This is a genomic window from Pseudomonas sp., assembly GCF_035554175.1.
Taxonomy (GTDB): domain Bacteria; phylum Pseudomonadota; class Gammaproteobacteria; order Pseudomonadales; family Pseudomonadaceae; genus Aquipseudomonas.
On the sequence record NZ_DATMIV010000021.1, the window covers coordinates 45,322 to 71,746 of the forward strand.

A 26,425-nucleotide genomic window follows, 5' to 3' on the forward strand; every position below is an offset into this window, starting at 1 on the left:
GAACCCAACCCGTATTCATAAGGAGAGCGCGCGTGTCACCAAGCCTGTTCCGACGATAACCATCAGCCCGCTGTGCGTTTTCGTTTCGCCCCTTTTTTCGGCTGCTCTTTATTACAGGCCCAGGTTCATGCCCGAATACGTCAATTGGCTTCGCCACGCGTCTCCTTACATCAATGCCCACCGCGATTGCACCTTCGTCGTCATGCTCCCCGGCGACGGCGTCGAGCACCCGAATTTCGGCAACATCGTTCATGACCTGGTTTTGCTGCACAGTCTGGGCGTGCGTCTGGTGCTGGTGCACGGTTCGCGCCCGCAGATCGAAACCCGCCTCGCCGCCCGTGGCCTGACTCCGCATTACCATCACGGCATGCGCATCACCGATGCTGCGACCCTGGAATGTGTGATCGACGCTGTCGGCCAATTGCGCATCGCCATCGAAGCACGGCTGTCGATGGACATGGCTTCGTCGCCGATGCAGGGCTCACGCCTGCGCGTGGCCAGTGGCAACCTCGTCACGGCGCGGCCGATCGGCGTACTCGAAGGCGTCGACTATCACCACACCGGCGAAGTGCGTCGGGTCGATCGCAAGGGTATCAACCGTCTGCTCGACGAACGTTCGATCGTGCTGCTGTCGCCGCTGGGTTATTCGCCGACCGGTGAGATCTTCAACCTCGCCTGCGAAGACGTTGCCACCCGCGCCGCTATAGATCTGGGTGCGGACAAGCTGCTGTTGTTCGGTGCCGAGCTCGGCCTGATCGACGAGAACGGCAAACTGGTGCGCGAATTGCGCCCGCAACAAGTGCCGGCACATTTGCAGCGTCTGGGCATGAGCAACTATCAAGCGGAGTTGCTCGATGCTGCCGCCGAAGCCTGCCGTGGCGGCGTAGCGCGCAGTCATATCGTCAGTTATGCCGAAGATGGCGCGCTGCTGACCGAACTGTTCACCCGTGACGGTGGCGGTACGCTGGTGGCGCAAGAGCAATTCGAACTGGTGCGCGAGGCGGCGATTGAAGATGTCGGCGGCCTGCTCGACTTGATCAGTCCGCTGGAAGAGCAGGGGATTCTGGTGCGTCGCTCGCGCGAAGTGCTGGAGCGCGAGATCGAGCAATTCAGCGTGGTCGAGCGTGAAGGCATGATCATCGCCTGTGCGGCGCTGTATCAGATTGCCGATTCCGATGCCGGTGAACTGGCGTGTCTGGCGGTGAATCCGGAGTACCGCCATGGCGGTCGCGGGGATGAGTTGCTCGAGCGCATCGAAACCCGTGCGCGGGCGCAGGGTTTGAAAACCCTGTTCGTGCTTACCACTCGCACTGCGCACTGGTTCCGCGAGCGCGGGTTCGAACCGAGCAGCGTCGAACGCCTGCCAGCGGCGCGGGCTTCGCTGTACAACTACCAGCGCAACTCGAAGATCTTCGAAAAGACTTTGTGAAACCGTGTCGCACCATTCGCGAGCAGGTCGAATCGTCGCACCGTCGCTCCCACAGGGGAATGCATTCCAATGTGGGAGCGAGCCTGCTCGCGAAGCTTTTTATTGAGCTACAAATTTGGCGCTGACGTACGGCGAGTAATCCGGCAGCACCGTCTCGACCTTGCCCTGTTCCTTCAGGAACTTCGCCGTTTCAGCAATTGCTTTCGCGGTGCCGCCGTCCAGCAACGCTGTGGTTTGTTGCGCCTTGGCATCCGGGAAAGCCGAGCCGGCGAGCAGTTCCGGCACATCGGCGGCATTGGCGCCGGTCAATTTGGCGATTTTCTGTACGGGCACCGAATCGGCCGTCCAGCTGTCTTTGTGCGCCGCATAATCGGCGAACGAGTCCAGGGTGACCTTGGCAAATTTCGCCACGACGTCGGGATGCTTCTCGGCAAAATCCTTGCGCGCTACCCACACCTCGAAGGTCGGCGCACCCCACTGGCCGACTTGTGCGGCGTCGGTCAGGGTCTTGCCGGTCTTGCGGATCTCGCCCAGTGCCGGCGACCAGACGAACGCGCCATCAATGTCGCCACGCTTCCACGCGGCGGCGATTTCCGCCGGTTGCAGATTGACCACTTTGACCTGCGAAGTACTCAGGCCCCAGTGCTTCAGCGCCCCAAGCAGACTGTAATGGGAGGTCGATACGAACGGCGTGGCGATGGTCTTGCCGACCAGATCCTGCGGTTTGTCGATGCCGCTGCCGTTGCGCACCACCAAGGCTTCGGCGGCATTGATCTGCGCCGAAACAATGAACGCCACGATCGGCAGATTGCGCGAGGCCGCCGCAGCCAGCGGGCTCGAACCAAGGTTGCCGATCTGCACATCGCCCGAAGCAATGGCTGTCACTACTTCCGGGCCGCTGTTGAAGCGGCGCCAGTCGATTTTCTCGCCGATGGTTTTCTCGTAGACGCCGTCGGCCTGCGGTACTTTGCTCGGATCAATGCCGGTCTGATAGCCGACGGTCAGACCGGCGGCGTGTGCGGAAAAAGAAAATAATGCCGACACACAAACTGTAACAAATTGACTAGATAGTGCGCGTTTCGCCATGATGCGTCGCCTTTTCGATGGGATTTGACGTGTTGGGAGTACGGCAAAGCTAATCGATCTAAAAAAAGGTCAACAAATACCATTTAGGAATGAGCTTAGGCGCCGATACGCTGTTTCCCGGCGCGGATGGCCATTAATGGGCCATATACCCGAATGGTATGAAAAAGAATGAATAAATTCTTTTTGGGATTATCAGGAAGTCTTTACGCTGCAGGGACCAAATCACTTGCGATTAGACGATGGTCGTAGACATACAAGGTTACGATTGACTTGTCAGTCACGGTCTGGCGCTAATCGCGCATCTTAGGATTCAGGGCAAATCGACCCCGAACCAGGAACACAAGAATTAGAACGAGAGGAGCGATACATGAACAAGTCCACCTTGGCCCTGGCTGTGGCCGTTGGGGTTATGGCGCAGCAGGCAGGCGCCGCCGGTTTCATCGAAGACAGCAAGGCTACTCTGGGTCTGCGTAACTTCTATATCAACACTGACAACCGCGACGGCGACGTCAACGCTCCTGCCAACAAGCGTGCAGGTGTTCAGAGCAAGCAAGAAGAATGGGGCCAAGGCTTCGATCTGCGCTTTATCTCCGGTTACACCCAAGGCACCGTAGGTTTTGGTATCGATGCTATCGGCCTGCTGGGCGTGCGTCTGGATTCGGGTGGTGGCACTAACGGTGCTTCCCCTGCGACCGCGACGAACTACGGTTCCTATGGCGGCACTGTTTTCCCAAGCAAATCCAATGGTGAAGCGGTTGATAATTTCTCCAGCCTGGGTCTGACTGCCAAGGCCAAGATCTCTCAGACCGAACTGAAGCTGGGGACTCTGCAACCCAAAAACCCGGTGATCATCACAAACGATGGTCGTCTGCTGCCGCAAACCTTCCAGGGCGGCCAGATTACTTCGGGCGAGATCAAGGATCTGACCCTTGTTGGCGGCCAGATCGAGCACGTGAAAGGTCGTAACTCCAGCAACAACGAAGAACTGTCCATCGCCGGTGCCAACGGCCGTACCGCGAATGGTCGCGACAGCAATAAGTTCATCTACGCCGGTGGTGACTACAAGATCACCAAAGACCTGACTGCTCAGTACTACTACGGCAATCTGGATCAGTTCTACAAACAACACTTCCTCGGCCTGGTTCATAACTGGGCAATCGGCCCGGGCGTGTTGAAGTCGGACTTCCGTTACTTCAACAGCCGTGACGACGGTGCCAACGGTCACGATGCCAACTACTTCACCTCCGGTGACTACGGCACTGGCGTCACGAAAGGCAAGGTCGACAACAACCTTTACAGTGGCTTGTTCCTGTACACCGTTGCAGGCCACACTTTCGGTGGCGGTTATCAGGTCAGCAACGGCAACAGTGACTTCCCGTGGCTGAACCAGGGTGACGGTTCGTCCAACTACACCATCACCGACATGCAAATCCAGAAGTTCGCCCGTGCTGGCGAGCGTACCTGGCAGGCACGCTACTCGTATGACTTCGCTAAGGTGGGCATTCCGGGCCTGACCGCCGGTGTGGTTTACCTGCGTGGCGATAATATCGACACTACCGGTCGCGTCGGTTACAACCAGGTCAGCGTCAACGCTACTGGCCGTTCCGAGTGGGAACGCGACCTGACTGTTGGCTACGTCGTACCAGAAGGTCCACTGAAAAACCTCGGTCTGATGTGGAAAAACGCAACCTGGCGCAACGACATCCCAGGTCAACGCGACCAGGACGAAAACCGCCTGATCGTCAGCTACTCGATCCCGCTGCTGTAAATAACGCGGCTCGATTGGCAGACAAAAAAAGCCCCGTCCGGCATCGCGCCGGACGGGGCTTTTGCGTTTCGAGTCCGGCTCACCCCCGTAAGCCTTCCCCGATGTCCCTCTTTGCTGCAACTCAAGGCCTTCTCGAACCTTGCGAACGATGTTCGTCGCGATCCCGGCCTGTGTCCAATGAACAGATCTTTAATATTCATTAATGATCTAGATATCTAGTTATTTATTCTTTTTCACGCTGATCAATCCCGAGCTACAGTTGATGTCTCCCATCCCTCATCAGGAGCAGCATCATGAGCCTCAGACTCGGCGACATCGCCCCCGATTTCGAACAGGACTCCAGCGCCGGCAAGATTCGTTTCCACGAATGGCTGGGCGATAGCTGGGGCGTGCTGTTTTCCCATCCGGCGGATTTCACCCCGGTGTGCACCACTGAGCTGGGCTTCACCGCCAAGCTCAAGGATGAGTTCAGCCAGCGCGGGGTCAAGGCGATCGCGCTGTCGGTCGACCCGGTGGACTCGCACCACAAGTGGATCGAAGACATCAACGAAACCCAGAACACCATCGTCAATTTTCCGATCCTGGCCGATGCCGATCGCAAGGTCTCCGATCTCTACGACCTGATCCATCCGAACGCCAATGACACGCTGACCGTGCGTTCGCTGTTCGTGATCGATCCGAACAAGAAGATCCGCCTGACCATCACCTATCCGGCGAGCACCGGGCGCAATTTCCACGAGATCCTGCGGGTGATCGACTCGCTGCAGCTCACCGACAACTACAAGGTGGCCACCCCGGCCAACTGGCAGGACGGTGAGGAAGTGGTGATCGTCCCGTCACTCAAGGACGAGGAAGAGATCAAGCAACGCTTCCCGAAAGGCTATCGCGCGGTGAAGCCGTACCTGCGCCTGACGCCACAGCCGAATCGTTAAGATCAAAAGATCGCAGCCTGCGGCAGCTCCTACAGGAGTATGCCGGTCCCTGTAGGAGCTGCCGCAGGCTGCGATCTTTTCGAGGCATCCACAAAGCAGGGGATTTCAGGCCGTTTCGACGGCCCTTTTTTTCGCCTGAATTCTGTTGATCTGCATATCTCTTAAATGCATAACCAAATGAATAAATATGATTTATGGATATATAAATCAGCTGGTAAGGTCACTGCCATTGAAGCGAGATCGCAGCCTGCGAATCGCCTGTAACGCTTAAAGGAATCTGCAATGCTGGTCGTCTCACTCGGTGGCAGTCCCAGCCTGCGCTCCCGTTCCGGGGTGCTGCTGGAGCGTTCGCAACGCTGGTTGCAACAGCAAGGGGTGGAAGTGGTGAGTTATCAGGTACGGGACTTCCCCGCCGAAGATCTGCTCCACGCCCGCTTCGACAGTCCGAAGGTCCTCGACCTGCTGCAACAGATTGAAAACGCCGATGGCCTGCTGATCGCCACACCGGTGTACAAGGCCTCGTTTTCCGGCGCGCTGAAGACCCTGCTGGATCTGCTGCCCGAACGTGCCTTGAACCACAAGATTGTCTTGCCGATGGCCACCGGCGGCAGCATCGCCCACATGCTGGTAGTCGATTACGCCCTCAAACCTGTGCTGTCGGCGCTCAAGGCCCAGGAAATGCTCCAGGGCATTTTCGCCGAGGACAGCCAGATCGCTTACGGCGAAGGCAGTGCCGCCGCGCAACTGGCGCCGGCACTGGAGCAACGATTGCACGAGGCCCTGGACCAGTTCATCGGCGCCATGGCGCGCCGGCCGAAACCGCTGGAGCCGGGCCTGTTGAACGAACGCTTGTTGAATGCTCGCTGGAGCATTTGAGTCCACCGACATTTGAAGTACTGGCCTTACTCGCCCGCCAACGGGCAAGCAGGTGCAGCCAAAACCCAACAGCAAAAAGGAGAGCGCTATGCGCACTGTATTTTTGCGTCGTGGTCTGGTCGCTCTGTTTGCTGCGGCTGTGTCCTTCGGCGCCATCACCCAAGCCCAGGCCGAGACATTGCGCATCGGTTATCAAAAGTACGGCACTCTGGTGCTGCTCAAAGCCAAGGGCACACTCGAGAAACGTCTCGCGGCGCAGGGCGTCGATGTGCAATGGACCGAATTCCCCGGCGGCCCGCAGCTGCTTGAAGGTCTCAACGTGGGCTCGATCGACTTCGGTGTGACCGGCGAAACTCCGCCAGTCTTTGCTCAGGCGGCCGGTGCCGATCTGCTCTACGTCGCCTACGAACCGCCAGCGCCGAACAGCGAAGCGATCCTCGTGCCGAAAGACTCGCCGATCAAAGCGGTGGCCGATCTCAAGGGCAAGAAAGTTGCGCTGAACAAAGGCTCCAACGTCCATTACCTGCTGGTGCGCGCACTGGAAGACGCCGGCCTCAAGTACAGCGACATTCAAACGGTGTTCCTGCCGCCGGCCGATGCCCGCGCCGCGTTCGAACGTGGCAGTGTCGACGCCTGGGTCATCTGGGACCCGTACCAGGCTGCCGCCGAGAAACAGCTGCAAGCGCATACCCTGCGCGACGGCAAAGGCATCGTCGACAATCACCAGTTCTATCTCGCAACCAAACCTTACGCGCAGAAAAATCCCGAGGTGATCAAGACCCTCGTCGAAGAAGTGCGCGCCGTTGGCGAGTGGTCCAGAGCCAATCCTGAAGACGTAACCCAACAAGTCGCGCCACTGCTCGGCCTGCCGGCAGACATCACCCTGACCTCGGTGAAGCGCCAGGGTTACGGCGCGCTGTTCCTGACCCCGGAAGTGGTCGCCGCGCAACAGAAAATCGCCGACACGTTCTTCCAGCTCAAGCTGATTCCCAAGCCGTTGAGCATCAAGGATGTGATCTGGACCCCGCCGGCCGCTGTGGCCCAAAGCTCTCAAGCCCAGTAATTCGAATCTACAAGGAGACCACTCCATGAGCCTCAATATCTTCTGGTTCCTGCCTACCCACGGCGACGGCCATTACCTTGGCACCGCTGAGGGCGCTCGCGCGGTTGATCACGGTTACCTGCAACAGGTCGCGCAAGCGGCGGATCGTCTGGGTTTTGGCGGGGTGCTGATTCCCACCGGGCGCTCCTGCGAAGACTCGTGGCTGGTGGCGGCCTCGCTGATTCCGGTGACCCAGCGTTTGAAATTCCTCGTCGCCCTGCGCCCCGGGATCATTTCCCCGACGGTCGCGGCGCGGCAGGCAGCGACGCTGGATCGTTTGTCCGGCGGCCGTGCGCTGTTCAATCTGGTCACCGGTGGCGATCCGGAAGAGTTGGCTGGCGATGGTCTGTTCCTCAACCATGAAGAACGCTATCAGGCCTCGGTGGAGTTCACCCGCATCTGGCGCCGCGTGCTGGAAGGCGAAACCGTCGATTACGACGGCGAGCACATCAGCGTCAAAGGCGCCAAGCTGCTTTACCCACCGATTCAGCAACCACGTCCGCCACTGTACTTCGGCGGCTCATCGGAAGCGGCGCAGGATCTGGCCGCCGAACAAGTGGAGATGGTCCTGACCTGGGGCGAGCCGCCGGCAGCAGTGGCAGAGAAGATTGCGCAGGTTCGCGCCAAAGCCGCCAGGCTCGGGCGCACCGTGCGCTTCGGTATTCGCCTGCATGTGATTGTCCGTGAAACCAACGCCGAAGCCTGGCAAGCGGCAGACCGGCTGATCTCGCATCTGGACGACGACACCATCCAACGCGCCCAGGCCTCGCTGGCGCGTTTCGACTCGGTCGGTCAACAACGCATGGCCGCCCTGCACGGCGGCAGCCGCGACAATCTCGAAGTCAGCCCGAATCTGTGGGCCGGTGTCGGCCTGGTGCGCGGCGGTGCCGGTACGGCGCTGGTCGGCGATGGCCCGACCGTGGCGGCGCGGGTCAAGGAATACGCCGATCTGGGCATCGATACGTTCATTTTCTCCGGTTATCCACACCTCGAAGAGTCGTATCGGGTGGCCGAGCTGCTGTTCCCGCATCTTGACGTCGAGCGCCCGGAACTGCCGAAGAGCGCGGGATATGTCAGCCCGTTCGGCGAGATGGTTGCCAACGACATTCTACCCAAAGCCGCGTCGCAGAGCTGAGGCGCGGTCATGAAGAAATTTATCCACAGCCTCGCGCCCTGGGCGTTGCCGGTGTTGTTGCTGGCGGTGTGGCAGTTGTCGGTGTCGGCGGGCTGGTTGTCGACGCGGATTCTGCCGGCGCCAGTGGCGGTGATCGAGGCCGGCGTCAGTCTGGTGCGCAGCGGCGAGATCTGGACCCATCTGGCAATCAGTGGCTGGCGCGCGGCACTCGGTTTCACCATCGGCGGCAGCATTGGTCTGGTGCTGGGTTTCATTACCGGCCTGTCGAAGTGGGGCGAACGTTTGCTCGACAGCTCGGTGCAAATGATCCGCAACGTGCCGCATCTGGCGCTGATTCCGCTGGTGATCCTGTGGTTCGGCATCGACGAGTCGGCGAAGATTTTTCTGGTGGCGCTGGGTACGTTGTTCCCGATCTACCTCAACACTTACCACGGCATCCGCAACGTCGACCCGGCGCTGGTGGAGATGGCGCGCAGTTATGGCCTGAGCGGTTTCAGCCTGTTCTGGCAGGTGATTCTGCCTGGCGCGCTGCCGTCGATTCTGGTTGGCGTGCGCTTCGCCCTGGGCTTTATGTGGCTGACGCTGATTGTTGCCGAAACCATCTCGGCCAGCTCCGGCATCGGCTATCTGGCGATGAACGCCCGTGAGTTTCTGCAGACCGACGTGGTGGTTTTGGCGATCCTGCTTTACGCCGTGCTCGGCAAACTCGCCGACCTCGCCGCCCGTGGACTGGAACGTGTGTGGTTGCGCTGGCACCCGGCCTATCAGGTCGCCAAGGGAGGTGCGGCATGACCGCTCAACAACCTCCACGCCTGCTGCGCGGGATTCCGCTGGCGGTGCGCAACCTGCAGAAAACCTTTGGCTCGCGCCAGGTGCTGCGCGATATCGATCTACATATTCCCGCAGGGCAATTCGTCGCCGTGGTCGGGCGTAGCGGCTGTGGCAAAAGTACCTTTTTGCGTTTGCTTGCCGGCCTCGATCAACCCACTGGCGGCGACCTGCTCGCCGGCTCTGCGCCGCTCAGCGAAGCGCGGGACGATACGCGACTGATGTTTCAGGAAGCGCGCCTGCTGCCTTGGAACAAGATCATCGACAACGTCGGCCTCGGCCTCAAGGGCAACTGGCGCCAGCAAGCGCTGGATGCACTGGAAGCAGTGGGCCTGGCGGATCGCGCCAATGAATGGCCGGCAGCCTTGTCCGGGGGCCAGAAGCAGCGCGTCGCGCTGGCGCGCGCGCTGATCCATCAGCCGCGTCTGTTGCTGCTCGACGAACCACTCGGCGCGCTGGATGCGCTGACCCGCATCGAGATGCAGCAACTGATCGAACGGCTCTGGCAGCAACATGGTTTTACCGTGCTGCTGGTGACCCACGATGTCAGTGAAGCGGTGGCGATTGCCGATCGAGTGATCCTGATCGAGAACGGCGAAGTCGGCCTTGATCTGCACGTCGAGCTGCCGCGGCCTCGGGTTCGTGGCTCGCATCGCCTCGCCGCGCTGGAAACCGAAGTGCTCAACCGTGTGCTGTCCCTGCCCGGCGAACCACCGGCGCCGGAACCCGTTTCACCCCTGCCTACGCAACTGCGTTGGGCGCAATGAAGCAGCTGCGAGCTTCAAGCTACAAGCTGCAAGTAGAGGCGATGTGCTTTTGCTTGCCGCTTGAAGCTTGCCGTTTGCCGCTTATTTCGACCTCAGGAGAAATATCATGACTATCAAAGCCATCAACGTGCGCAACCAGTTCAAAGGCTCGATCAAGGAAATCGTCCTCGGCGACGTGCTGTCGGAAATCGACGTGCAAACCGCTTCGGGCATCGTCACTTCGGTGATCACCACCCGTTCGGTCAAGGAGCTGGAACTGGTGGTCGGCAGCGAGGTGATCGCCTTTGTGAAGTCCACCGAGGTGTCGATCGCCAAGTTGTAAGCCGGTGAACCAAAAACTACCCCGGAGGGTGAGCCCTTCGGGGTTTCTTTTTTTGAAGATCAAAAGATCGCAGCCTTCGGCAGCTCCTACAGTTGGAACGCATTCCCCCTGTAGGAGCTGCCGAAGGCTGCGATCTTTTAGCGTTTAGGTAGATAGGGCGGTAAATACAGGCCAATGTAGGCATCAAAAACCCGCATCCCTTCTTCAGCCATGCGCGGGGTGATTTGCCCGTGCTGCTGCACCGAACGCGCATAAACCCGGTCGCCCAGTTCCATCGCCAGGGCAAACACATCGACATCGTCCGGCAGCCTCGGCAGTTCGAAATGCTGGTCGAACAATTTGTGCATCAGGGCGCCCAGTTCCAGATCGTGCTGGCGGTCAGCCTGGGTCACTTCGGTCAGCCCGTGCTGGGCGAGAATCAATTGCCGTGCGGCGGCATCTTCATCATAGATCTCCAGCATGCGTTGTTCGACCAGGCGCGACAGGTCACGCCAATCGCGCAAGGCATCGTGATCGATCGGCGCTTGCAGGCAGGCGCGGAATGCCGCGTGTACATCGGCGGTCAGTGCTTGGAGCAGCGCCGGGACGCTGGCGAAGAAGTGGTAAACGGAAGAGGGCGGAATCTGCGCGCGCTCAGCGACGCTGTAGATCGACAGACTCGCCACGCCCTCGGCGGCCAGCAGCGTACGTGCGGCGTCGAGTATCGAATCGATCCGCGCCTGACTGCGGGCACGGGGTTTGCGAACGGGGGCGGGACGCGTCATGGAAGTCTCCTGCGGGGCAGCGGGCATTGTACGCGGAGCGCCCATCCCGAATGCAACACAGTGCTTGTGGCGTGGGAGCTTGCTCTCGCTCGGCTGCGCAGCAGTCGCAAGACCAGCCATGCAGTCTTCCCTGTCAAACCGAGACGAATGATTTCGGGGTCGCTTCGCAACCCGGCGGGAGCAAGCTCCCTCGCCACAAGGGAAAGCATTCAGGCAAAAAAAAGCGCTGCTGGCTGAAAATAGCCGGCAGCGCTTCCTGGTGCTGTAATCCGCTTAAACGGTATGCAGATACCAGTTGTACTCAAGGTCGGAGATGGAGTGTTCGAACTCCTCCAGCTCGCTTTCCTTGCAGGCGACGAAGATATCGATGTACTTCGGATCGATGTACTTGGCCATCACCTCGCTGTCGTCCAGCTCGCGCAGGGCATCGCGCAAGTTGTTCGGCAGGCTCTGTTCGTTCTGCTCGTAGCTGTTGCCCTCGACAGGCGCGCCCGGTTCGATCTTGTTGACCAGACCGTGGTGTACGCCGGCCAGTACCGAAGCCATCAGCAGGTACGGGTTGGCGTCGGCGCCGGCCACGCGGTGTTCGATGCGTACCGCGTCAGCAGAGCCGGTCGGCACGCGAATCGCCACGGTGCGGTTGTCCAGGCCCCAGCACGGCGAGTTCGGCACGTAGAACTGCGCGCCGAAGCGACGGTAGGAGTTGACGTTCGGGCAGAGGAAAGCCATCTGCGCCGGCAGGGTCTCGAGCACACCGCCGATCGCGTGACGCAGCGCGGCGTTCTGCTCGGGATCCTCGCTGGCAAAAATGTTTTTGCCGGCTTTGTCCAGAATCGAAATGTGTACGTGCAGACCGTTGCCCGCCTGGCCTGGATACGGCTTGGCCATGAAAGTGGTGTCCATTTCATGGTCGTAGGCGATGTTCTTGATCAGACGCTTGAGCAACACGGCGTAGTCGCAGGCCTTGATCGGGTCGGCGACGTGGTGCAGGTTCACTTCGAACTGCGCCGGAGCACTTTCCTTGACGATCGCATCGGCCGGGATGCCTTGCTCTTTGGCGCCCTCGAGAATGTCCTGGAGGCAGTCGACATATTCGTCGAGGTCGTCGATCAGGTAGACCTGAGTCGAGTGCGGACGTTTGCCGGAGATCGGCGAGCGTGGTGGCTGCGGACGGCCGTTCACGTTTTCCTGGTCGATCAGGTAGAACTCGAGTTCGAAGGCGGCGCAGATGGTCAGGCCAAGCTCGTCGAACTTGGTCACGACCTGGCGCAGCACTTCGCGCGGGTCGGCGAAGAACGGGTCGCCTTCGAGTTCGTGCATGGTCATCAGCAGTTGCGCGGTAGGGCGCTTCTGCCATGGCTCGTTGCACAGGGTATCGGGAATCGGATAGCAGATTCGATCGGCGTCGCCGATGTCCAGGCCCAGACCGGTGCTTTCCACCGTGGAGCCGTTGATGTCCAGAGCAAATAGAGAGGCCGGCAGGTTGATGCCTTTCTCGTAAACCTTGTGGAGGCTGGTGCGTTCGATGCGCTTGCCGCGCACCACACCATTCATATCCGCAATCAGAAGGTCAACGTACAGAACCTCAGGATGTTCCTTAAGGAACGCGTTCGCTTCGTTAAGCTGAACGGCACGCGGGGGTACCGACATGATGCAACACCTTTGTTGTTAAAAATATCAATCATTGATCTTTTCTGGTTTCAGTCAACCCGAACGGCCTGCCGAAGTCAAGCGAGGCCTTTTTTGCCCCGAAAAAGCGCTTCAGGCGCATTTATGGGGCACTTTGGGGCATTTTTTAATGCCTTGAACATTGCCCGGCCGCGGGCTTGAGCAGGCCGTGTTGTATTTTTTACGGGGGTGTTGTGTAAAAAAATGAACAAGGCTAAGCTCCGGTCAAACCCATAACAGCAATAATACCGGGGTGCTTCATGTCTCGCCTGCCGTTTAACGGCATCACCGGCTGCTCGCTACAGTCCGGTCTGCATGCTCATCACATCAGTGGCGATCGATCCGTCCGTAGCGCAGCCAGCAAGGCGCGCAGCCTGTCGACGATGCCAGCGTCAACAACCGGCAAAACGGCAGCGTCCGATATTCTGGACGTCGGGCACAGCATCCGCTTTATGGCGTCTCCCTGCACTATAGAACTCTTTCCCTCTCAAAGCCCGTGCCGCACCGGGCGTCGTGCTCATGATTCTGCACGCATGGCTGCCCGTTTCGAAAGTGCACGGGAAATGCAACACCAGCGTAAAGGGCAGGTAAGCTCCTCTTTCATTGTCTATGCGCGGTGCCAGGCATAAGCCGGCACTGCGCGAGCAAGCCCCCTTTAACGCGACGCTCCACGCGTCAAACTTGCCTGACATCGTCAGGAGACTCAGCCCAGAGGCATTTATGAGTAACAACCTCGACCAGCTCACCGATTGGTTGAAAGACCGCAAGATCACAGAAGTCGAATGCATGATCGGCGACTTGACCGGTATCACCCGGGGCAAGATCTCACCGACCAACAAGTTCATCGCCGAAAAAGGCATGCGTCTGCCGGAGAGCGTGCTGTTGCAGACCGTGACCGGCGACTACGTCGAAGACGACATCTATTACGAACTGCTCGACCCGGCCGACATCGACATGATCTGCCGCCCGGATCAGAACGCCGTGTACCTGGTGCCATGGGCCATCGAGCCGACCGCGCAGGTGATCCACGACACCTACGACAAGCAAGGCAACCCGATCGAGCTGTCGCCGCGCAACGTGCTCAAGAAAGTCTTGAAGCTTTACGCCGACAAGGGCTGGCAGCCGATCGTGGCACCGGAGATGGAGTTCTACCTGACCAAACGCAGCGATGACCCCGACTATCCGCTGCAGCCGCCGATCGGCCGTTCGGGCCGTCCGGAAATCGGTCGTCAGTCGTTCTCCATCGAAGCGGCCAACGAATTCGACCCGCTGTTCGAAGACGTCTACGACTGGTGCGAACTGCAGGAGCTGGATCTCGACACGCTGATCCACGAAGACGGCACGGCGCAGATGGAAATCAACTTCCGTCACGGCGATGCCCTGTCGCTGGCCGATCAGATTCTGGTGTTCAAGCGCACCATGCGCGAAGCCGCGCTCAAGCACGACGTGGCTGCGACCTTCATGGCCAAACCGATGACCGGCGAGCCGGGCAGTGCCATGCACTTGCACCAGAGCATCATCGACATCAACACCGGCAAGAACGTTTTCTCCAACGAAGACGGGACCATGAGCCAGCTGTTCCTGCACCACATCGGTGGCCTGCAGAAACTGATTCCCGAGCTGTTGCCGCTGTTCGCGCCGAACGTCAACTCGTTCCGCCGCTTCCTGCCGGACACCTCGGCGCCAGTGAACGTCGAATGGGGCGAAGAAAACCGCACCGTGGGCCTGCGCGTGCCGGATGCCGGCCCGCAGAACCGCCGCGTGGAAAACCGTCTGCCGGGCGCCGACGCCAACCCCTATCTGGCGATTGCCGCAAGCCTGCTCTGCGGTTACATCGGCATGGTCGAAGGTCTCAACCCGAGCGCGCCGGTCGTCGGCCGTGGTTACGAGCGGCGCAATCTGCGCCTGCCGCTGACCATCGAAGACGCGCTGGAACGCATGGAAAACAGCAAGACTGTCGAGAAGTACCTCGGCAAGAACTTCATCACGGGCTACGTCGCGGTCAAGCGGGCCGAGCATGAAAACTTCAAGCGCGTGATCAGTTCGTGGGAGCGTGAGTACCTGCTTTTCGCCGTCTGATACGCCGGGCGCGACGGTCAGCCGTCGCGCCTGTACCGATAACAAGGAGAATTTGCATGACCAGCAACAACCCGCAAACCCGTGAGTGGCAAGCGCTGAGCAGCGATCACCACCTGGCCCCGTTCAGTGACTTCAAGCAACTGAAAGAGAAGGGCCCACGGATCATCACCAACGCCAAGGGCGTTTACCTGTGGGACAGCGAAGGCAACAAGATCCTCGACGGCATGGCCGGGCTCTGGTGCGTGGCCATCGGTTACGGCCGCGATGAATTGGCCGATGCCGCCGCCAGGCAGATGCGCGAATTGCCGTACTACAACCTGTTCTTCCAGACCGCCCATCCGCCGGCACTGGAATTGGCCAAGTCGATTGCCGACGTGGCGCCAGAAGGCATGAACCATGTGTTCTTCACCGGTTCCGGCTCGGAAGGCAACGACACCATGCTGCGCATGGTTCGCCACTACTGGGCGATCAAGGGCCAGCCGAACAAGAAAGTCATCATCAGCCGCAAGAACGGTTATCACGGTTCCACCGTGGCCGGCGCGAGCCTGGGCGGCATGACGTATATGCACGAACAGGGCGACTTGCCGATTCCGGGCATCGTTCACATCGCGCAGCCGTACTGGTTCGCCGAAGGTGGCGACATGACTCCGGAAGAGTTCGGCATCTGGGCGGCCAATCAGCTGGAAGAGAAGATTCTCGAAGTCGGCGTCGACAACGTCGGTGCCTTTATTGCCGAGCCGATCCAGGGTGCCGGTGGCGTGATCATTCCGCCCGACACCTACTGGCCGCGCATCAAGGAAATCCTCGCCAAGTACGACATCCTCTTTGTCGCCGACGAAGTGATCTGCGGTTTCGGCCGTACCGGTGAGTGGTTCGGCAGCGATTTCTACGACCTCAAGCCGCACATGATGACCATTGCCAAGGGCCTGACCTCCGGCTACATCCCTATGGGTGGCCTGATCGTGCGTGATTCGGTGGTGGCCGTGCTTAATGAAGGCGGTGATTTCAACCACGGCTTCACTTACTCCGGGCATCCAGTTGCAGCAGCGGTGGGCCTGGAAAATATCCGCATCCTGCGCGAAGAAAAAATTATCGAGAACGCCCACAACGAAACGGCACCGTATTTGCAGAAACGTCTGCGCGAGTTGACCGATCACCCGTTGGTAGGTGAAGTTCGCGGCGTCGGTCTGCTGGGGGCGATCGAACTGGTGCAGGACAAGGCCACGCGCAAGCGTTACGAAGGCAAGGGCGTTGGCATGATCTGCCGGCAGTTCTGCTTCGACAACGGCCTGATCATGCGCGCGGTAGGCGACACCATGATCATCGCGCCGCCGCTGGTGATCAGCAAAGCGGAGATCGATGAGCTGGTTACAAAAGCACGCAAGTGTCTGGACCTGACCCTCAGTGCGCTGCAGGCCTAGCTGCTAGGCTTTGAACGGTGAGTTGCGGCGTAATCGCCAAAGCTCTCAGAAAGGCTGGTCTTTCCTTGAAAGACCGCCTCGGATCTTGCCAGACTAGCCGCGGTTCCAGTTGTCCGGGTTCGGCCGCTGAACAAAGTGGTTCAAAAAAGAAAAATTTGGAGCATGACGCATGAAGGCATTAGGTAAAAAGCTAGCTGGCAAGACTCTGCTCGCGCTGTCCATGGCGGGCATGATGGCGGGTGCGGTTCACGCGGACGACAAGGTACTGCACGTCTACAACTGGTCCGATTACATCGCGCCGGACACCGTGGCCAACTTCGAAAAAGCCACCGGGATCAAAGTCGTCTACGACGTCTTCGACAGTAACGAAACCCTGGAAGCCAAGCTGCTGGCCGGCAAGTCCGGTTACGACATCGTGGTGCCTTCCAACAACTTTCTCGCCAAGCAGATCAAGGCCGGCGTCTACCAGGAGCTCGACAAGTCCAGGCTGCCGAACTGGAAAAACCTCGACGAAGACCTGCTCAAGGCCGTTGGCGATGCCAGCGACCAGGGCAACAAGCACGCCTTCCCGTACATGTGGGGCTCGATCGGCATCGGCTACAACCCGGCCAAGGTCAAGGCTGCACTGGGCATCGACAAGATCGATTCCTGGGATGTGGTGTTCAAGCCTGAAAACATCGAAAAACTCAAAAGCTGCGGCGTGAGCTTCCTCGATGCCCCGACCGAAATGATTCCGGCGGCACTGCACTATCTGGGCAAACCGACCAACAGCACGGACAAGGCTGACCTGAAAGCCGCTGAAGACCTGTTCCTGAAGATTCGTCCTTCGGTCGCCTACTTCCACTCGTCCAAGTACATCTCCGATCTGGCCAATGGCAACATCTGCGTCGCCGTCGGTTACTCGGGTGACCTGGAGCAATCCAAGACCCGCGCTCAGGAAGCCGGTGACAAGGTCAAACTGGCCTACACCATTCCAAAGGAAGGCGCCGGTACTTTCTACGACATGGTCGCCATTCCCAAGGATGCCGAAAACGTCGATGCCGCCTACAAGTTCATGAACTACCTGCTCGAGCCGCAAGTGATGGCCGGCATTACCAACGCCGTGCGTTTCCCGAACGGCAACAAGGCCGCGACGCCGCTGGTGGACAAGGACATCACCAGCGACGCAAGCATCTATCCTTCGGCTGAAGTGAAGAAGCAGCTCTATGCGATCAGCGATCTGGATGCCGCCACTCTGCGTCTGATCACCCGCAGCTGGACCAAGATCAAATCGGGCAAATAAGCCGGTTTGTCGCTACAACCACTGGCCGTCGTCTGTGCGATGGCGGCCAGCGGGATAATTAAATGACAGAAAGTTTTGCTGGAACGGTTTTTCGAGGGTAAGTTGCGCGCCGGTTTTGTTGTCGGGCAGCCATGGCTGTCATGCAGCGCGGGGCAACTTGGGCCCAATCAATTCAGAGGACCTCCACTTGCCTGTATTTTCTATTTTGCGCAAAGCCCTGCTGGCCGCTGCCGGCCTGACAATCGCTGTCGGATCCCAGGCCGCCGGTACGGTGCATATTTATAACTGGTCCGATTACATCGGCGAATCGACCCTGGCCGACTTCGAGAAAGAGACCGGGATCAAACCGGTTTACGACGTCTTCGATTCCAACGAGACCCTGGAAGGCAAGCTGCTCGCCGGGCGCACCGGTTACGACGTGGTCGTGCCGTCCAACCATTTCCTCGGCAAACAGATCAAGGCTGGCGCGTTCCAGAAGCTCGACAAGGCGCAGTTGCCGAATTATTCCAACCTCGACCCGGCGCTGCTCAAGCGCCTGGAACAGAACGATCCCGGCAATCTCTACGCCGTACCGTATCTGTGGGGCACCAACGGCATCGGCTACAACGTTGATAAAGTCAAAGCCGTACTCGGTATCGACAAGATCGATTCCTGGGCCGTGTTGTTCGAACCGGAAAACATCAAGAAGCTGCACAGCTGCGGCGTCGCGTTCCTCGATTCGGCTGATGAAATGATGCCGACCATGCTCAATTACCTGGGCCTGAACGCCAACAGCACCAACGCCAAGGATTACGAGAAAGCCACCGCCAAGCTGCTCGCGGTACGCCCTTACGTGACCTATTTCCACTCCTCTAAGTACATCGGTGATCTGGCCAACGGCGATATCTGCGTGGCCATCGGTTTCTCCGGCGACATTTTCCAGGCGAAGAACCGTGCCGAGGAAGCCAAGAAGGGCGTCAACATCGCCTACGCGATCCCCAAAGAGGGCGGCGCGCTGTGGTTCGACATGCTGGCGATCCCCAAGGATTCCTCCAACGTCAAGCAAGCTCACGCCTTCATCAATTATCTGCTGAAACCTGAGGTGATCGCCCAGGTCAGTGATTACGTCGGTTACGCCAACCCCAACCCGGGTTCGGACAAGCTGATGGAACAATCCATTCGCACCGATGAAGCGGTTTACCCACCGCAAGCAGTCCTCGACAAGACCTACGTGTCGACCGAGTTGCCAGCCAATATTCAGCGTTTGATGACCCGCAGCTGGACCAAGGTCAAGTCGGGCAAATAACGCACAAACTATCCAGGGTTCGTCTTGCGTGGCGACCTGCTGATTCTGTTGGGAGTTTCGTAAATGGCAGTTGCCTCCGGCGCCTACAAGAAAGCCCTCGAGGGCGACCAGACACCGAAGCAGGTGCTGGTCAAAATCGACCGGGTCACGAAGAAGTTCGACGAGACGATTGCCGTGGACGACGTGTCCCTGGAAATCAAGAAGGGCGAGATCTTCGCCCTGCTCGGCGGTTCGGGATCGGGCAAATCCACGTTGCTGCGCATGCTGGCAGGCTTCGAACGGCCCACGGAAGGGCGGATTTTCCTCGACGGCGTCGACATCACCGACATGCCGCCGTACGACCGTCCGATCAACATGATGTTTCAGTCCTACGCCCTGTTCCCGCACATGACCGTGGCGCAGAACATCGCCTTCGGCCTGCAGCAGGACAAGATCCCCAAGGCCGAGATCGACGCCCGCGTGGCCGAGATGCTCAAGCTGGTGCAGATGAGCCAGTACGCCAAGCGCAAGCCGCATCAACTCTCCGGCGGCCAGCGTCAGCGCGTGGCCCTGGCGCGTTCGCTGGCGAAGCGGCCGAAGCTGCTGCTGCTCGATGAACCGATGGGCGCACTGGACAAGAAACTGCGTTCGCAGATGCAGCTGGAACTGGTGGAAATCATCGAGCGCGTCGGCGTGACCTGCGTGATGGTGACCCACGACCAGGAAGAGGCCATGACCATGGCCGAGCGCATCGCCATCATGCACTTGGGCTGGATCGCGCAGATCGGCAGCCCGATCGACATCTACGAAACCCCGACCAGCCGTCTGGTCTGTGAATTCATCGGCAACGTCAACATCTTCGAAGGCGAAGTGATCGATGACGCCGAAGGTCACGCGACCATTACCTGCAAAGACCTCGACCGGCAGATCTACGTCGGCCACGGCATCAGCACCTCGGTGCAGGACAAGTCGGTCACCTACGCAATTCGCCCGGAGAAGCTGTTGGTCACCGCCGACATGCCGACCTGCGAGTACAACTGGTCGAGCGGCAAGGTCCATGACATCGCCTATCTCGGCGGGCACTCGGTGTTCTACGTCGAATTGCCGAGCGGCAAACTGGTGCAGTCGTTCGTCGCCAACGCCGAACGTCGCGGCGCGCGTCCGACCTGGGGCGATCAGGTCTACGTGTGGTGGGAAGATGACAGCGGCGTGGTACTTCGCTCATGAACATGCGCAAATTCAAACGCCGCATCAACCGGATCATCCCCAATGGCCGGCAGCTGGTCATCGGGGTGCCGTTCATCTGGCTGTTCCTGTTCTTCATGCTGCCGTTCTTCATCGTCCTGAAGATCAGCTTCGCCGAAGCCGACGTAGCGATCCCGCCGTACACCGAGATCTACACGTTCGCCGAGCAGAAGCTGCAACTGCTGCTGAACCTGGGCAACTACGCGATGCTCGGCGACGACGAGTTGTACATCGCGGCATACCTCGGTTCGCTGAAAATGGCTTTTATCAGCACCGTGCTCTGCCTGCTGATCGGTTACCCGATGGCCTATGCCATCGCCAGTGCCCGCAAGGAGCTGCAAACGGTGCTGGTGCTGCTGATCATGATGCCGACCTGGACCGCGATCCTGATCCGCGTGTACGCGTGGATGGGCATCCTCAGCAACAACGGCCTGCTCAATGGTTTCCTGATGAGCATGGGCCTGATCGACGAGCCGCTGCAGATCCTCAACACCAATCTCGCCGTCTATATCGGCGTGGTTTATTCCTATCTGCCGTTCATGATCCTGCCGCTGTACGCCAACCTGGTCAAACACGATCAGAGTCTGCTGGAAGCCGCGTCGGATCTGGGTTCGAGCAACTTCAACAGCTTCTGGAAAATCACCATTCCGCTGTCCAAGAACGGGATTATTGCCGGCTGCATGCTGGTGTTCATCCCGGTAGTGGGTGAGTTCGTGATCCCGGAACTGCTCGGCGGCCCGGAAACCCTGATGATCGGTAAGGTGCTGTGGCAAGAGTTCTTCAACAACCGCGACTGGCCGGTGGCGTCCGCGCTGGCGGTGGTGATGCTGGCGATCCTGATTGTGCCGATCATTCTGTTCAACCGCAGTCAGGCCAGGGAAATGGAGGGTAAAGAATGAAGCGCTTGCGTTTCTCCAGCCTGATGCTGGTGCTGGGTCTGCTGTTCATCTATCTGCCGATGCTGATCCTGGTGATTTACTCGTTCAACGCCTCGAAACTGGTGACGGTCTGGGGCGGCTGGTCGATCAAGTGGTACGTCGGCCTGCTCGACAACTCGCAACTGATGGGCTCGGTGCTGCGCTCGCTGGAAATCGCCTGCTACACGGCAGTCGCCGCGGTGGCGCTGGGTACGCTGGCGGCGTTTGTGCTGACGCGCATCACCCGCTTCAAGGGCCGCACGCTGTTTGGCGGCCTGGTCACCGCGCCGTTGGTGATGCCCGAAGTGATCACCGGTCTGTCGCTGTTGCTGCTGTTCGTGGCCATGGCGCAGATGATCGGCTGGCCGCAGGAGCGCGGCATCGTCACCATCTGGATCGCGCACACCACGTTCTGTGCGGCGTACGTGGCGGTGGTGGTGTCAGCGCGCCTGCGTGAGCTGGATCTGTCGATCGAGGAAGCTGCGATGGACCTCGGTGCACGGCCGTGGAAAGTGTTCTTCCTGATCACCATTCCGATGATCGCGCCGTCGCTGGCGGCGGGCGGCATGATGTCGTTCGCGCTGTCGCTGGATGACCTGGTACTGGCGAGCTTCGTCTCCGGGCCGGGTTCGACGACTCTGCCGATGGAAGTGTTCTCGGCGGTCCGTCTGGGCGTGAAGCCGGAGATCAACGCCGTGGCCAGCCTGATTCTGCTGGCGGTGTCGCTGGTGACTTTCCTCGTCTGGTTCTTCAGCCGCCGTGCCGAAGAGGCGCGCAAGAAAGCCATCCAGCAAGCCATCGAAGAAAGCGCCGCGGATTCGTGGAAGCAACCGGACGCGCGTCGGGCGCCTGCGCCACAGACCGTGTGAGCCGAAAGGGTTGATCGGGATGCTCTGATCACCCCATTAACCCTGTGGGAGCGAGCTTGCTCGCGAATGCGATCTGTCAGTCGATATCCATGTGGCTGATAGACCGCTTTCGTGAGCAAGCTCGCTCCCACAGGTTTTCGGTGCTCAGGCAGTCCAGGGAGAGTTGCGGATGACCTCGACGAAATTCATCGGCTTGAACCCCGGTTCCTGATCCTTCAGCACATCGGTCTTCACATTGCCAAACGTGGTTTGCGGGCGATGGCGCAGGCCGTCGGCAAAGGCGCAGATGATGCACTCCTTGAAACCTTCCCCGCGTGGATGCGCATGCACCACGGCTTCGCGCTGCACCGTGCTAAACGCCGCGTAGTCCATACCCAGCACGTCCATTTCCACACCAGCCGTCACCAGCGCCACCGTCGGGCGCAGATGCCTGGGTACGCCTGGTGTGGTGTGCAATGCAATCGACAACCACACTTGTTCAATATCGTCATCGCTCAGTCCGTATGGCTTGAGAAAGGCTGCCGCCGCGTTCGCGCCGTCCACTTCGAAACGCTCGTCGGCACTGCGATGGCCTTCGACCAGACCCAGGTCATGGAACATCGCGCCGACGTACAACAACTCCGGGTTGTAGGCCAGTTGCCGGCGCTCGCCGCTCAACGCGCCGAACAGAAACACCCGGCGCGAGTGGTGATAGAGCAGATCTGATTCGATGTCGCGGATGTACTCGGTGGTGGCCCGGGCGAGGGCGCTGTCAGGGATCTTGATGCCGGCGATGGTGCTGGTCATAACGGTTTCCTCGTCGAAAACGCCGTCGTGGCGCTGCTGGAGAAAGTCTGTTCCCGGCGCGGCGAGCGAACAATCGAGTCATGGCTGCGATCCTTGCCAATGCACCTGCAAATCGTGCCAAGCTCGCTTGTCGGGTGGATTTGGCTAAGGTTGGCGCGATCAACCAGCCGGACATGGCCCATGTGGGAGCGAGCTTGCTCGCGAAGGCGGTGTGTCATTCGGCCGCTATGTTGCGTGTGATGACCTCTTCGCGAGCAGGCTCGCTCCCACAGGTTGGTGTGTTTGTCACAGGTATTGAGGACGTTTGAGCCATGAACAAATCCGTCGCCATCGTGGTTTTCCCCGGCGTGCAGTCGCTCGATGTCAGCGGCCCCATGGACGTGTTCGCCGAAGCCAACCGCTTCCTTGAGCCGCAGGATCACTATCGCTTGCAAGTGATCGGCCTCGAGCACGGGCCGATGGCCTGTTCCAATGGCATGAGCCTGAACGCCCACTGCCACTTCAGCGAAGCAACCGATAGCTCCGACCTGTTGCTGGTCGCTGGCGGCCCGCAATTGCCGTTCATGGATTTCGGCCCGACGTTCGACGCCTGGCTGCGGGGCGCCTGTGACCGCGCGCGGCGGTTCGGTTCGATCTGCAACGGCGCGTTCATGCTGGCCCGCGCCGGTTTGCTGGAGGGGCGCACCGTCACCACCCATTGGAACGATGCCGAGGCTTTGGCACGGCTGTGCCCGACGACGCAGGTCGAAGCGGATCGCCTGTATGTCGAGGACGGTACGCTTTATACCTCGGCCGGGGTCACGGCAGGCATCGATCTGTCGTTGTACCTGCTGGCGCGCGATCACGGCGCCGAGGTGGCGCTGAGTGTGGCGAAACGGCTGGTGGTGTTCACTCAGCGCTCGGGCGGGCAATCGCAGTTCAGCCCGTTCCTTGCGCCGCATGCCGAACCGACGTCCGCGGTGGCGATGGTGCAGTTGTATGTGCTGGCCAATCTCACCGGGGATCTGACGATTGCCGATCTGGCCCGTGCGGCGAATATGAGTGCGCGGAACTTTTCCCGGGTGTTCGCCCGAGAAGCCAAGGTGACCCCGGCGGAGTTCGTCGAGCGCGCGCGGGTGGATGCGGCGCGGGTGCTGCTCGAAAGCACCACGGCGCCGCTGAAGACTGTGGCGTATCAGTGCGGGTTTCGTGATGCGCAGCATATGCGCAGTGTGTTCAATCGGCGGCTGGGGGTGACGCCTCAGCAGTTTCGGATGAATTTTGCCGTGATGGTCTGACGTTTTGCGGCGTCGCTGACGGCCCTTTCGCGAGCAGGCTCGCTCCCACAGGAGAACGCATTTCAATGTGGGAGCGAGCCTGCTCGCGAAGGGGCCGGCGCAGACTGCATAAATCTATTGCGCACCCCGCGCCGGCATCAGCTTCAGGGTACTGCGCGTATTGGCCAGCACCTCTTCCTCACTGAAATGCGCCTGCACATAAATCCCCTCCACATACGCCTCGGCCTGGTCGTCATAGTGACGGTCAAGCGGCACGCCACTCTGGCCCACCGGATTGATCGTCAAGCCATGGGCCGGATCAGCGAAATCCACCAGTCGCCGCGTCGACGGCCCGTAAGTCACCGGCCACGGCGCCGGGCCGATCTTCGCCGAGAGGTTGTTCGGCACTTCATGGCTGCCCGGTGCTGCGAACGGGCCGACGTTGAACAGGCGATCCAGCGGCTTCTGCTGCCCCAGCGGATGGCCATGGGTCAGAGTGTGCGCCGCGCCCCACTGCCAACCCGCGACATCGTCGCCCAGGGTCAGCTTCAGATGCTGCATGCTCGCTGCCCACGCCGTGCCCACGACATCGGCGCGGGTTTCCCGGGCAGGCGTGCTGCGATTGTCCCACCAGGGTGAGTCAGCATTCGCCGCCAGCCGTGGCAACGCGGCGTCGATCACCCGCGTCGACAGCAATGTCTCGAAGAAGTCATTGCCCAACTCATCGCGCATCGCCGCGTCGGCAAGGTCGTAGAGGAACTGGTTGAACACTGTCGCGCTGACCGAATTCAGCGGATAGTCGCCAGCCCACTGCGCCAACTGCTCGATCAGTTTGCGTTGCGCCGGATCGCTCACCACTTCACGCAACACCGGCAACAGCGGCGCCAACAGACGCGGGCCGTATCCGGTCGCGGTGTCCAACTGCAGTTTCTGGTTGGCTTCGTTGCTCCACTTCACCCGGTTGTCGCTGAGCTGACGATCAAGCTGCTGACCGCGATCGGCAAGGTTGTAGTAACCGGGAATCTCCATGTCGGTCGGTGACACGGGCTGAAAGTTGGCCGAGACGATATAGCCGCGCGCCGGGTTCTCTTCCTGCGGGTTGGCGCTGAACGGGTAGTAACCGTCCTTGTCCGCCTCAGGCGTGCTGCCGTCGAGAATGAAGCCCGGTTTCGCCCCGGCCGGGCGCTTGGGCAGCAAGGCCGAGGCCCACCAGGCGATATCGCCTTTGGCGTTGGCGTACACCAGATTCAGACCGGGCGCCTGCACCTTGGCCGCCGCCGCGCGGGCCTTGGCCAGAGTGTCGGCGCGGTTGAGCTGGTAGAAGCCGTCGAGGATCGGGTTCGGCGTTTCGAGGAAGGCCCACCACATCGCGATCGGCGTTTGTCCGGCAGCGCTGCCGAGCGCATCGTTGACGATCGGCCCGTGGGGCGACTGGCGCAAAGTGATGGTGACCGGCGCCTGACCCTTCACGTTGATCTGCTGCTCGGTAACCAGCATGTCCGTCCACTGGCCGCGATACCAGACCTGATTGGGGTTGTCCGGGTTGACCTTCTCGGCGATCAGATCCAGATCGTCGTTCTGGAACATGGTCAGGCTCCAGCCGAAATCGAGGTTGTGGCCCAGGAACGCGAATGGCACCAGCGCCTGATGATGGCCGTACAACTCGAAACCCGGCGCCGAGAGCTGCGCCTCATACCACACCGACGGCACCGAGAAGCGAATATGCGGATCGCCGGCCAGCAGCGGTTTGCCGCTCTGGCTGCGACTGCCCGCGATGACCCAGGCGTTGCTGCCTTCGAACTGCGGCAGACCCTGGTCGATCAGCGCCTGCTCGCTGAGACGGGCGAGGGCAGTGAGGTCTTGCCAGTCGCCAGCGGCAAGAGCTGACGCCTGCTTGTCGTGTTTGCCGGCGAGCACGCCTTTGGCCTGCCAATCAAGGTCGAAGACATTCAGGTAATTGGCGCCGAGCTGATCGCGCACGTAGGTCAGCAGCGGCTCGGTGCGAAACGCAGCGGCAAAGCTGTAGGCCATGTAACCGGCGACGCTGATGCTGTCTTCGGCGGTGAACGGCCGCTTGGGGATGCCCAGCACATCGAACTCGATCGGCGCGGCGTGACTCTCCTGATATTGGTTGATGCCGTCCAGATAGGCTTGCAGGCCCTTCCATGCCGGTGACTGCTTGTCGAGGCTGGCGACGTAACTGGCGGCGCGCTCGCGAATGCGCAGGCTGCGGAACAGTTTGTCGGTGTCGAGCAGTTTCGCCCCGAGCACCTCGGCCAGTTCACCCCGGGCGAGGCGGCGCATGGCCTCCATCTGAAACAGCCGATCCTGAGCGTGCACATAGCCAAGGGCACGGTACAGGTCGGTCTCGTTCTCGGCGCGAATATGCGGCACACCGCGCTCGTCATAGCGCACGGTCACCGAGCCTTGCAGATTGCGCAGCTCGACCTGGCCCTTTCGCGTTGGCTGCTTGCTATAGACGTAGCCGCCGGCGGCGCAGAGCAGGACAACGATGAGCAAGGCAACAATGATCAACGCACGCTTCATGGTGACTCCTTGTGCAGGCGGGAGGGCCGCCCGTCGGGCTGCAAACATTTAGCACAGAGCTTGTATGCGTTGCAGCGCTGTC

At 60.1% G+C, this 26,425-nt stretch carries 22 protein-coding genes; 17 read left to right on the forward strand and 5 right to left on the reverse strand.

The features are described 5' to 3' along the window. The first annotated feature begins 127 nt into the window (after positions 1-127). Positions 128-1,429 carry an amino-acid N-acetyltransferase gene (gene argA, locus VNV36_RS10960; RefSeq protein ID WP_016772647.1) on the forward strand — a complete coding sequence of 434 codons (1,302 nt, stop codon included), beginning with the start codon at positions 128-130 and terminating at the stop codon, positions 1,427-1,429. 99 nt (positions 1,430-1,528) lie between these two features. On the opposite strand, the gene tauA is transcribed toward argA, so the two are convergent. Beyond that, positions 1,529-2,518, reverse strand: coding sequence for a taurine ABC transporter substrate-binding protein (tauA, locus tag VNV36_RS10965; RefSeq protein WP_325717842.1), 990 nt, complete (start codon positions 2,516-2,518; stop codon positions 1,529-1,531). A gap of 364 nt (positions 2,519-2,882) precedes the next feature. Between tauA and VNV36_RS10970 the strand changes: the two genes are divergently transcribed. The 8 genes from VNV36_RS10970 to VNV36_RS11005 all read left to right on the forward strand — a co-directional run bounded on the left by VNV36_RS10970 (position 2,883) and on the right by VNV36_RS11005 (position 10,245). Then, positions 2,883-4,283, forward strand: coding sequence for an OprD family porin (locus VNV36_RS10970; RefSeq protein WP_325717773.1), 1,401 nt, complete (start codon positions 2,883-2,885; stop codon positions 4,281-4,283). A 293-nt stretch (positions 4,284-4,576) separates the two neighbouring features. Further along, positions 4,577-5,215: a peroxiredoxin gene (locus VNV36_RS10975; protein WP_325717774.1), complete on the forward strand. Its 639-nt coding sequence runs from the start codon at positions 4,577-4,579 to the stop codon at positions 5,213-5,215. 282 nt (positions 5,216-5,497) lie between these two features. Continuing rightward, on the forward strand, positions 5,498-6,091 hold the full coding sequence (gene ssuE, locus VNV36_RS10980; RefSeq protein WP_186648022.1) for an NADPH-dependent FMN reductase: 594 nt from the start codon (positions 5,498-5,500) through the stop codon (positions 6,089-6,091). A gap of 88 nt (positions 6,092-6,179) precedes the next feature. Beyond that, the gene (locus VNV36_RS10985; protein ID WP_325717775.1) at positions 6,180-7,154 is read left to right on the forward strand and encodes a sulfonate ABC transporter substrate-binding protein; all 975 of its coding nucleotides are present in this window, start codon (positions 6,180-6,182) and stop codon (positions 7,152-7,154) included. 25 nt (positions 7,155-7,179) lie between these two features. Next, positions 7,180-8,328 carry an FMNH2-dependent alkanesulfonate monooxygenase gene (gene ssuD / locus VNV36_RS10990; RefSeq protein ID WP_133335804.1) on the forward strand — a complete coding sequence of 383 codons (1,149 nt, stop codon included), beginning with the start codon at positions 7,180-7,182 and terminating at the stop codon, positions 8,326-8,328. A 9-nt stretch (positions 8,329-8,337) separates the two neighbouring features. Then, positions 8,338-9,120, forward strand: a complete 783-nt coding sequence (ssuC, locus tag VNV36_RS10995) for an aliphatic sulfonate ABC transporter permease SsuC (RefSeq protein ID WP_011336451.1) — start codon at positions 8,338-8,340, stop codon at positions 9,118-9,120. Next, entirely contained in the window at positions 9,117-9,923 is an 807-nt protein-coding gene (gene ssuB, locus VNV36_RS11000) for an aliphatic sulfonates ABC transporter ATP-binding protein (protein ID WP_325717776.1), read from the forward strand. Before ssuC ends, ssuB begins: the two co-directional genes overlap by 4 nt. A gap of 106 nt (positions 9,924-10,029) precedes the next feature. Next, a complete protein-coding gene (locus VNV36_RS11005) occupies positions 10,030-10,245 on the forward strand; it encodes a TOBE domain-containing protein (protein ID WP_003229256.1) in 216 nt (71 codons plus the stop codon). Positions 10,246-10,382: 137 nt separating this feature from the next. Here the strand turns inward: VNV36_RS11005 and VNV36_RS11010 are convergent, their stop codons facing one another. Next, positions 10,383-11,009, reverse strand: a complete 627-nt coding sequence (locus VNV36_RS11010; protein WP_325717777.1) for a TetR/AcrR family transcriptional regulator — start codon at positions 11,007-11,009, stop codon at positions 10,383-10,385. A gap of 273 nt (positions 11,010-11,282) precedes the next feature. Then, positions 11,283-12,659, reverse strand: a complete 1,377-nt coding sequence (locus VNV36_RS11015) for a glutamine synthetase family protein (RefSeq protein WP_016772657.1) — start codon at positions 12,657-12,659, stop codon at positions 11,283-11,285. 738 nt (positions 12,660-13,397) lie between these two features. On the opposite strand from VNV36_RS11015, the gene VNV36_RS11020 reads away from it, so the two are divergent. From VNV36_RS11020 to VNV36_RS11050, 7 genes are all read left to right on the forward strand, one after another. Continuing rightward, on the forward strand, positions 13,398-14,756 hold the full coding sequence (locus VNV36_RS11020; RefSeq protein WP_325717778.1) for a glutamine synthetase family protein: 1,359 nt from the start codon (positions 13,398-13,400) through the stop codon (positions 14,754-14,756). A 56-nt stretch (positions 14,757-14,812) separates the two neighbouring features. Continuing rightward, positions 14,813-16,177 carry an aspartate aminotransferase family protein gene (locus VNV36_RS11025; protein ID WP_325717779.1) on the forward strand — a complete coding sequence of 455 codons (1,365 nt, stop codon included), beginning with the start codon at positions 14,813-14,815 and terminating at the stop codon, positions 16,175-16,177. A 169-nt stretch (positions 16,178-16,346) separates the two neighbouring features. Beyond that, entirely contained in the window at positions 16,347-17,459 is a 1,113-nt protein-coding gene (locus VNV36_RS11030) for a polyamine ABC transporter substrate-binding protein (RefSeq protein WP_325717780.1), read from the forward strand. A gap of 187 nt (positions 17,460-17,646) precedes the next feature. Then, on the forward strand, positions 17,647-18,744 hold the full coding sequence (locus tag VNV36_RS11035; protein ID WP_325717781.1) for a polyamine ABC transporter substrate-binding protein: 1,098 nt from the start codon (positions 17,647-17,649) through the stop codon (positions 18,742-18,744). Between the two features lie 63 nt (positions 18,745-18,807). Continuing rightward, complete coding sequence (locus VNV36_RS11040) at positions 18,808-19,950, forward strand: ABC transporter ATP-binding protein (protein WP_016772662.1); 1,143 nt, start codon at positions 18,808-18,810, stop codon at positions 19,948-19,950. A 35-nt stretch (positions 19,951-19,985) separates the two neighbouring features. Beyond that, positions 19,986-20,867, forward strand: a complete 882-nt coding sequence (locus VNV36_RS11045; protein ID WP_325717843.1) for an ABC transporter permease subunit — start codon at positions 19,986-19,988, stop codon at positions 20,865-20,867. Continuing rightward, on the forward strand, positions 20,864-21,754 hold the full coding sequence (locus VNV36_RS11050) for an ABC transporter permease subunit (protein WP_325717782.1): 891 nt from the start codon (positions 20,864-20,866) through the stop codon (positions 21,752-21,754). The genes VNV36_RS11045 and VNV36_RS11050 overlap by 4 nt, the downstream gene beginning before the upstream one ends. 144 nt (positions 21,755-21,898) lie before the next feature. On the opposite strand, the gene VNV36_RS11055 is transcribed toward VNV36_RS11050, so the two are convergent. Next, positions 21,899-22,540 (reverse strand): HD domain-containing protein, encoded by a 642-nt coding sequence (locus VNV36_RS11055; protein WP_325717783.1) that lies wholly within the window; start codon positions 22,538-22,540, stop codon positions 21,899-21,901. Positions 22,541-22,851: 311 nt separating this feature from the next. Between VNV36_RS11055 and VNV36_RS11060 the strand changes: the two genes are divergently transcribed. Then, the gene (locus tag VNV36_RS11060) at positions 22,852-23,817 is read left to right on the forward strand and encodes a GlxA family transcriptional regulator (protein ID WP_325717784.1); all 966 of its coding nucleotides are present in this window, start codon (positions 22,852-22,854) and stop codon (positions 23,815-23,817) included. 114 nt (positions 23,818-23,931) lie between these two features. Here the strand turns inward: VNV36_RS11060 and VNV36_RS11065 are convergent, their stop codons facing one another. Next, a complete protein-coding gene (locus VNV36_RS11065) occupies positions 23,932-26,343 on the reverse strand; it encodes a penicillin acylase family protein (RefSeq protein WP_325717785.1) in 2,412 nt (803 codons plus the stop codon). Positions 26,344-26,425 lie beyond the last annotated feature (82 nt).

Excerpts from the sequence above, each read along its gene's own strand:
- argA (WP_016772647.1), top strand. The coding sequence starts at position 128 with ATGCCCGAATACGTCAATTGGCTTCGCCACGCGTCTCCTTACATCAAT.
- VNV36_RS10970 (WP_325717773.1), top strand. The coding sequence starts at position 2,883 with ATGAACAAGTCCACCTTGGCCCTGGCTGTGGCCGTTGGGGTTATGGCG.
- VNV36_RS10975 (WP_325717774.1), top strand. The coding sequence starts at position 4,577 with ATGAGCCTCAGACTCGGCGACATCGCCCCCGATTTCGAACAGGACTCC.
- ssuE (WP_186648022.1), top strand. The coding sequence starts at position 5,498 with ATGCTGGTCGTCTCACTCGGTGGCAGTCCCAGCCTGCGCTCCCGTTCC.
- VNV36_RS10985 (WP_325717775.1), top strand. The coding sequence starts at position 6,180 with ATGCGCACTGTATTTTTGCGTCGTGGTCTGGTCGCTCTGTTTGCTGCG.
- ssuD (WP_133335804.1), top strand. The coding sequence starts at position 7,180 with ATGAGCCTCAATATCTTCTGGTTCCTGCCTACCCACGGCGACGGCCAT.
- ssuC (WP_011336451.1), top strand. The coding sequence starts at position 8,338 with ATGAAGAAATTTATCCACAGCCTCGCGCCCTGGGCGTTGCCGGTGTTG.
- ssuB (WP_325717776.1), top strand. The coding sequence starts at position 9,117 with ATGACCGCTCAACAACCTCCACGCCTGCTGCGCGGGATTCCGCTGGCG.
- VNV36_RS11005 (WP_003229256.1), top strand. The coding sequence starts at position 10,030 with ATGACTATCAAAGCCATCAACGTGCGCAACCAGTTCAAAGGCTCGATC.
- VNV36_RS11010 (WP_325717777.1), bottom strand. The coding sequence starts at position 11,009 with ATGACGCGTCCCGCCCCCGTTCGCAAACCCCGTGCCCGCAGTCAGGCG.
- VNV36_RS11015 (WP_016772657.1), bottom strand. The coding sequence starts at position 12,659 with ATGTCGGTACCCCCGCGTGCCGTTCAGCTTAACGAAGCGAACGCGTTC.
- VNV36_RS11020 (WP_325717778.1), top strand. The coding sequence starts at position 13,398 with ATGAGTAACAACCTCGACCAGCTCACCGATTGGTTGAAAGACCGCAAG.
- VNV36_RS11025 (WP_325717779.1), top strand. The coding sequence starts at position 14,813 with ATGACCAGCAACAACCCGCAAACCCGTGAGTGGCAAGCGCTGAGCAGC.
- VNV36_RS11030 (WP_325717780.1), top strand. The coding sequence starts at position 16,347 with ATGAAGGCATTAGGTAAAAAGCTAGCTGGCAAGACTCTGCTCGCGCTG.
- VNV36_RS11040 (WP_016772662.1), top strand. The coding sequence starts at position 18,808 with ATGGCAGTTGCCTCCGGCGCCTACAAGAAAGCCCTCGAGGGCGACCAG.
- VNV36_RS11050 (WP_325717782.1), top strand. The coding sequence starts at position 20,864 with ATGAAGCGCTTGCGTTTCTCCAGCCTGATGCTGGTGCTGGGTCTGCTG.
- VNV36_RS11055 (WP_325717783.1), bottom strand. The coding sequence starts at position 22,540 with ATGACCAGCACCATCGCCGGCATCAAGATCCCTGACAGCGCCCTCGCC.
- VNV36_RS11060 (WP_325717784.1), top strand. The coding sequence starts at position 22,852 with ATGAACAAATCCGTCGCCATCGTGGTTTTCCCCGGCGTGCAGTCGCTC.
- VNV36_RS11065 (WP_325717785.1), bottom strand. The coding sequence starts at position 26,343 with ATGAAGCGTGCGTTGATCATTGTTGCCTTGCTCATCGTTGTCCTGCTC.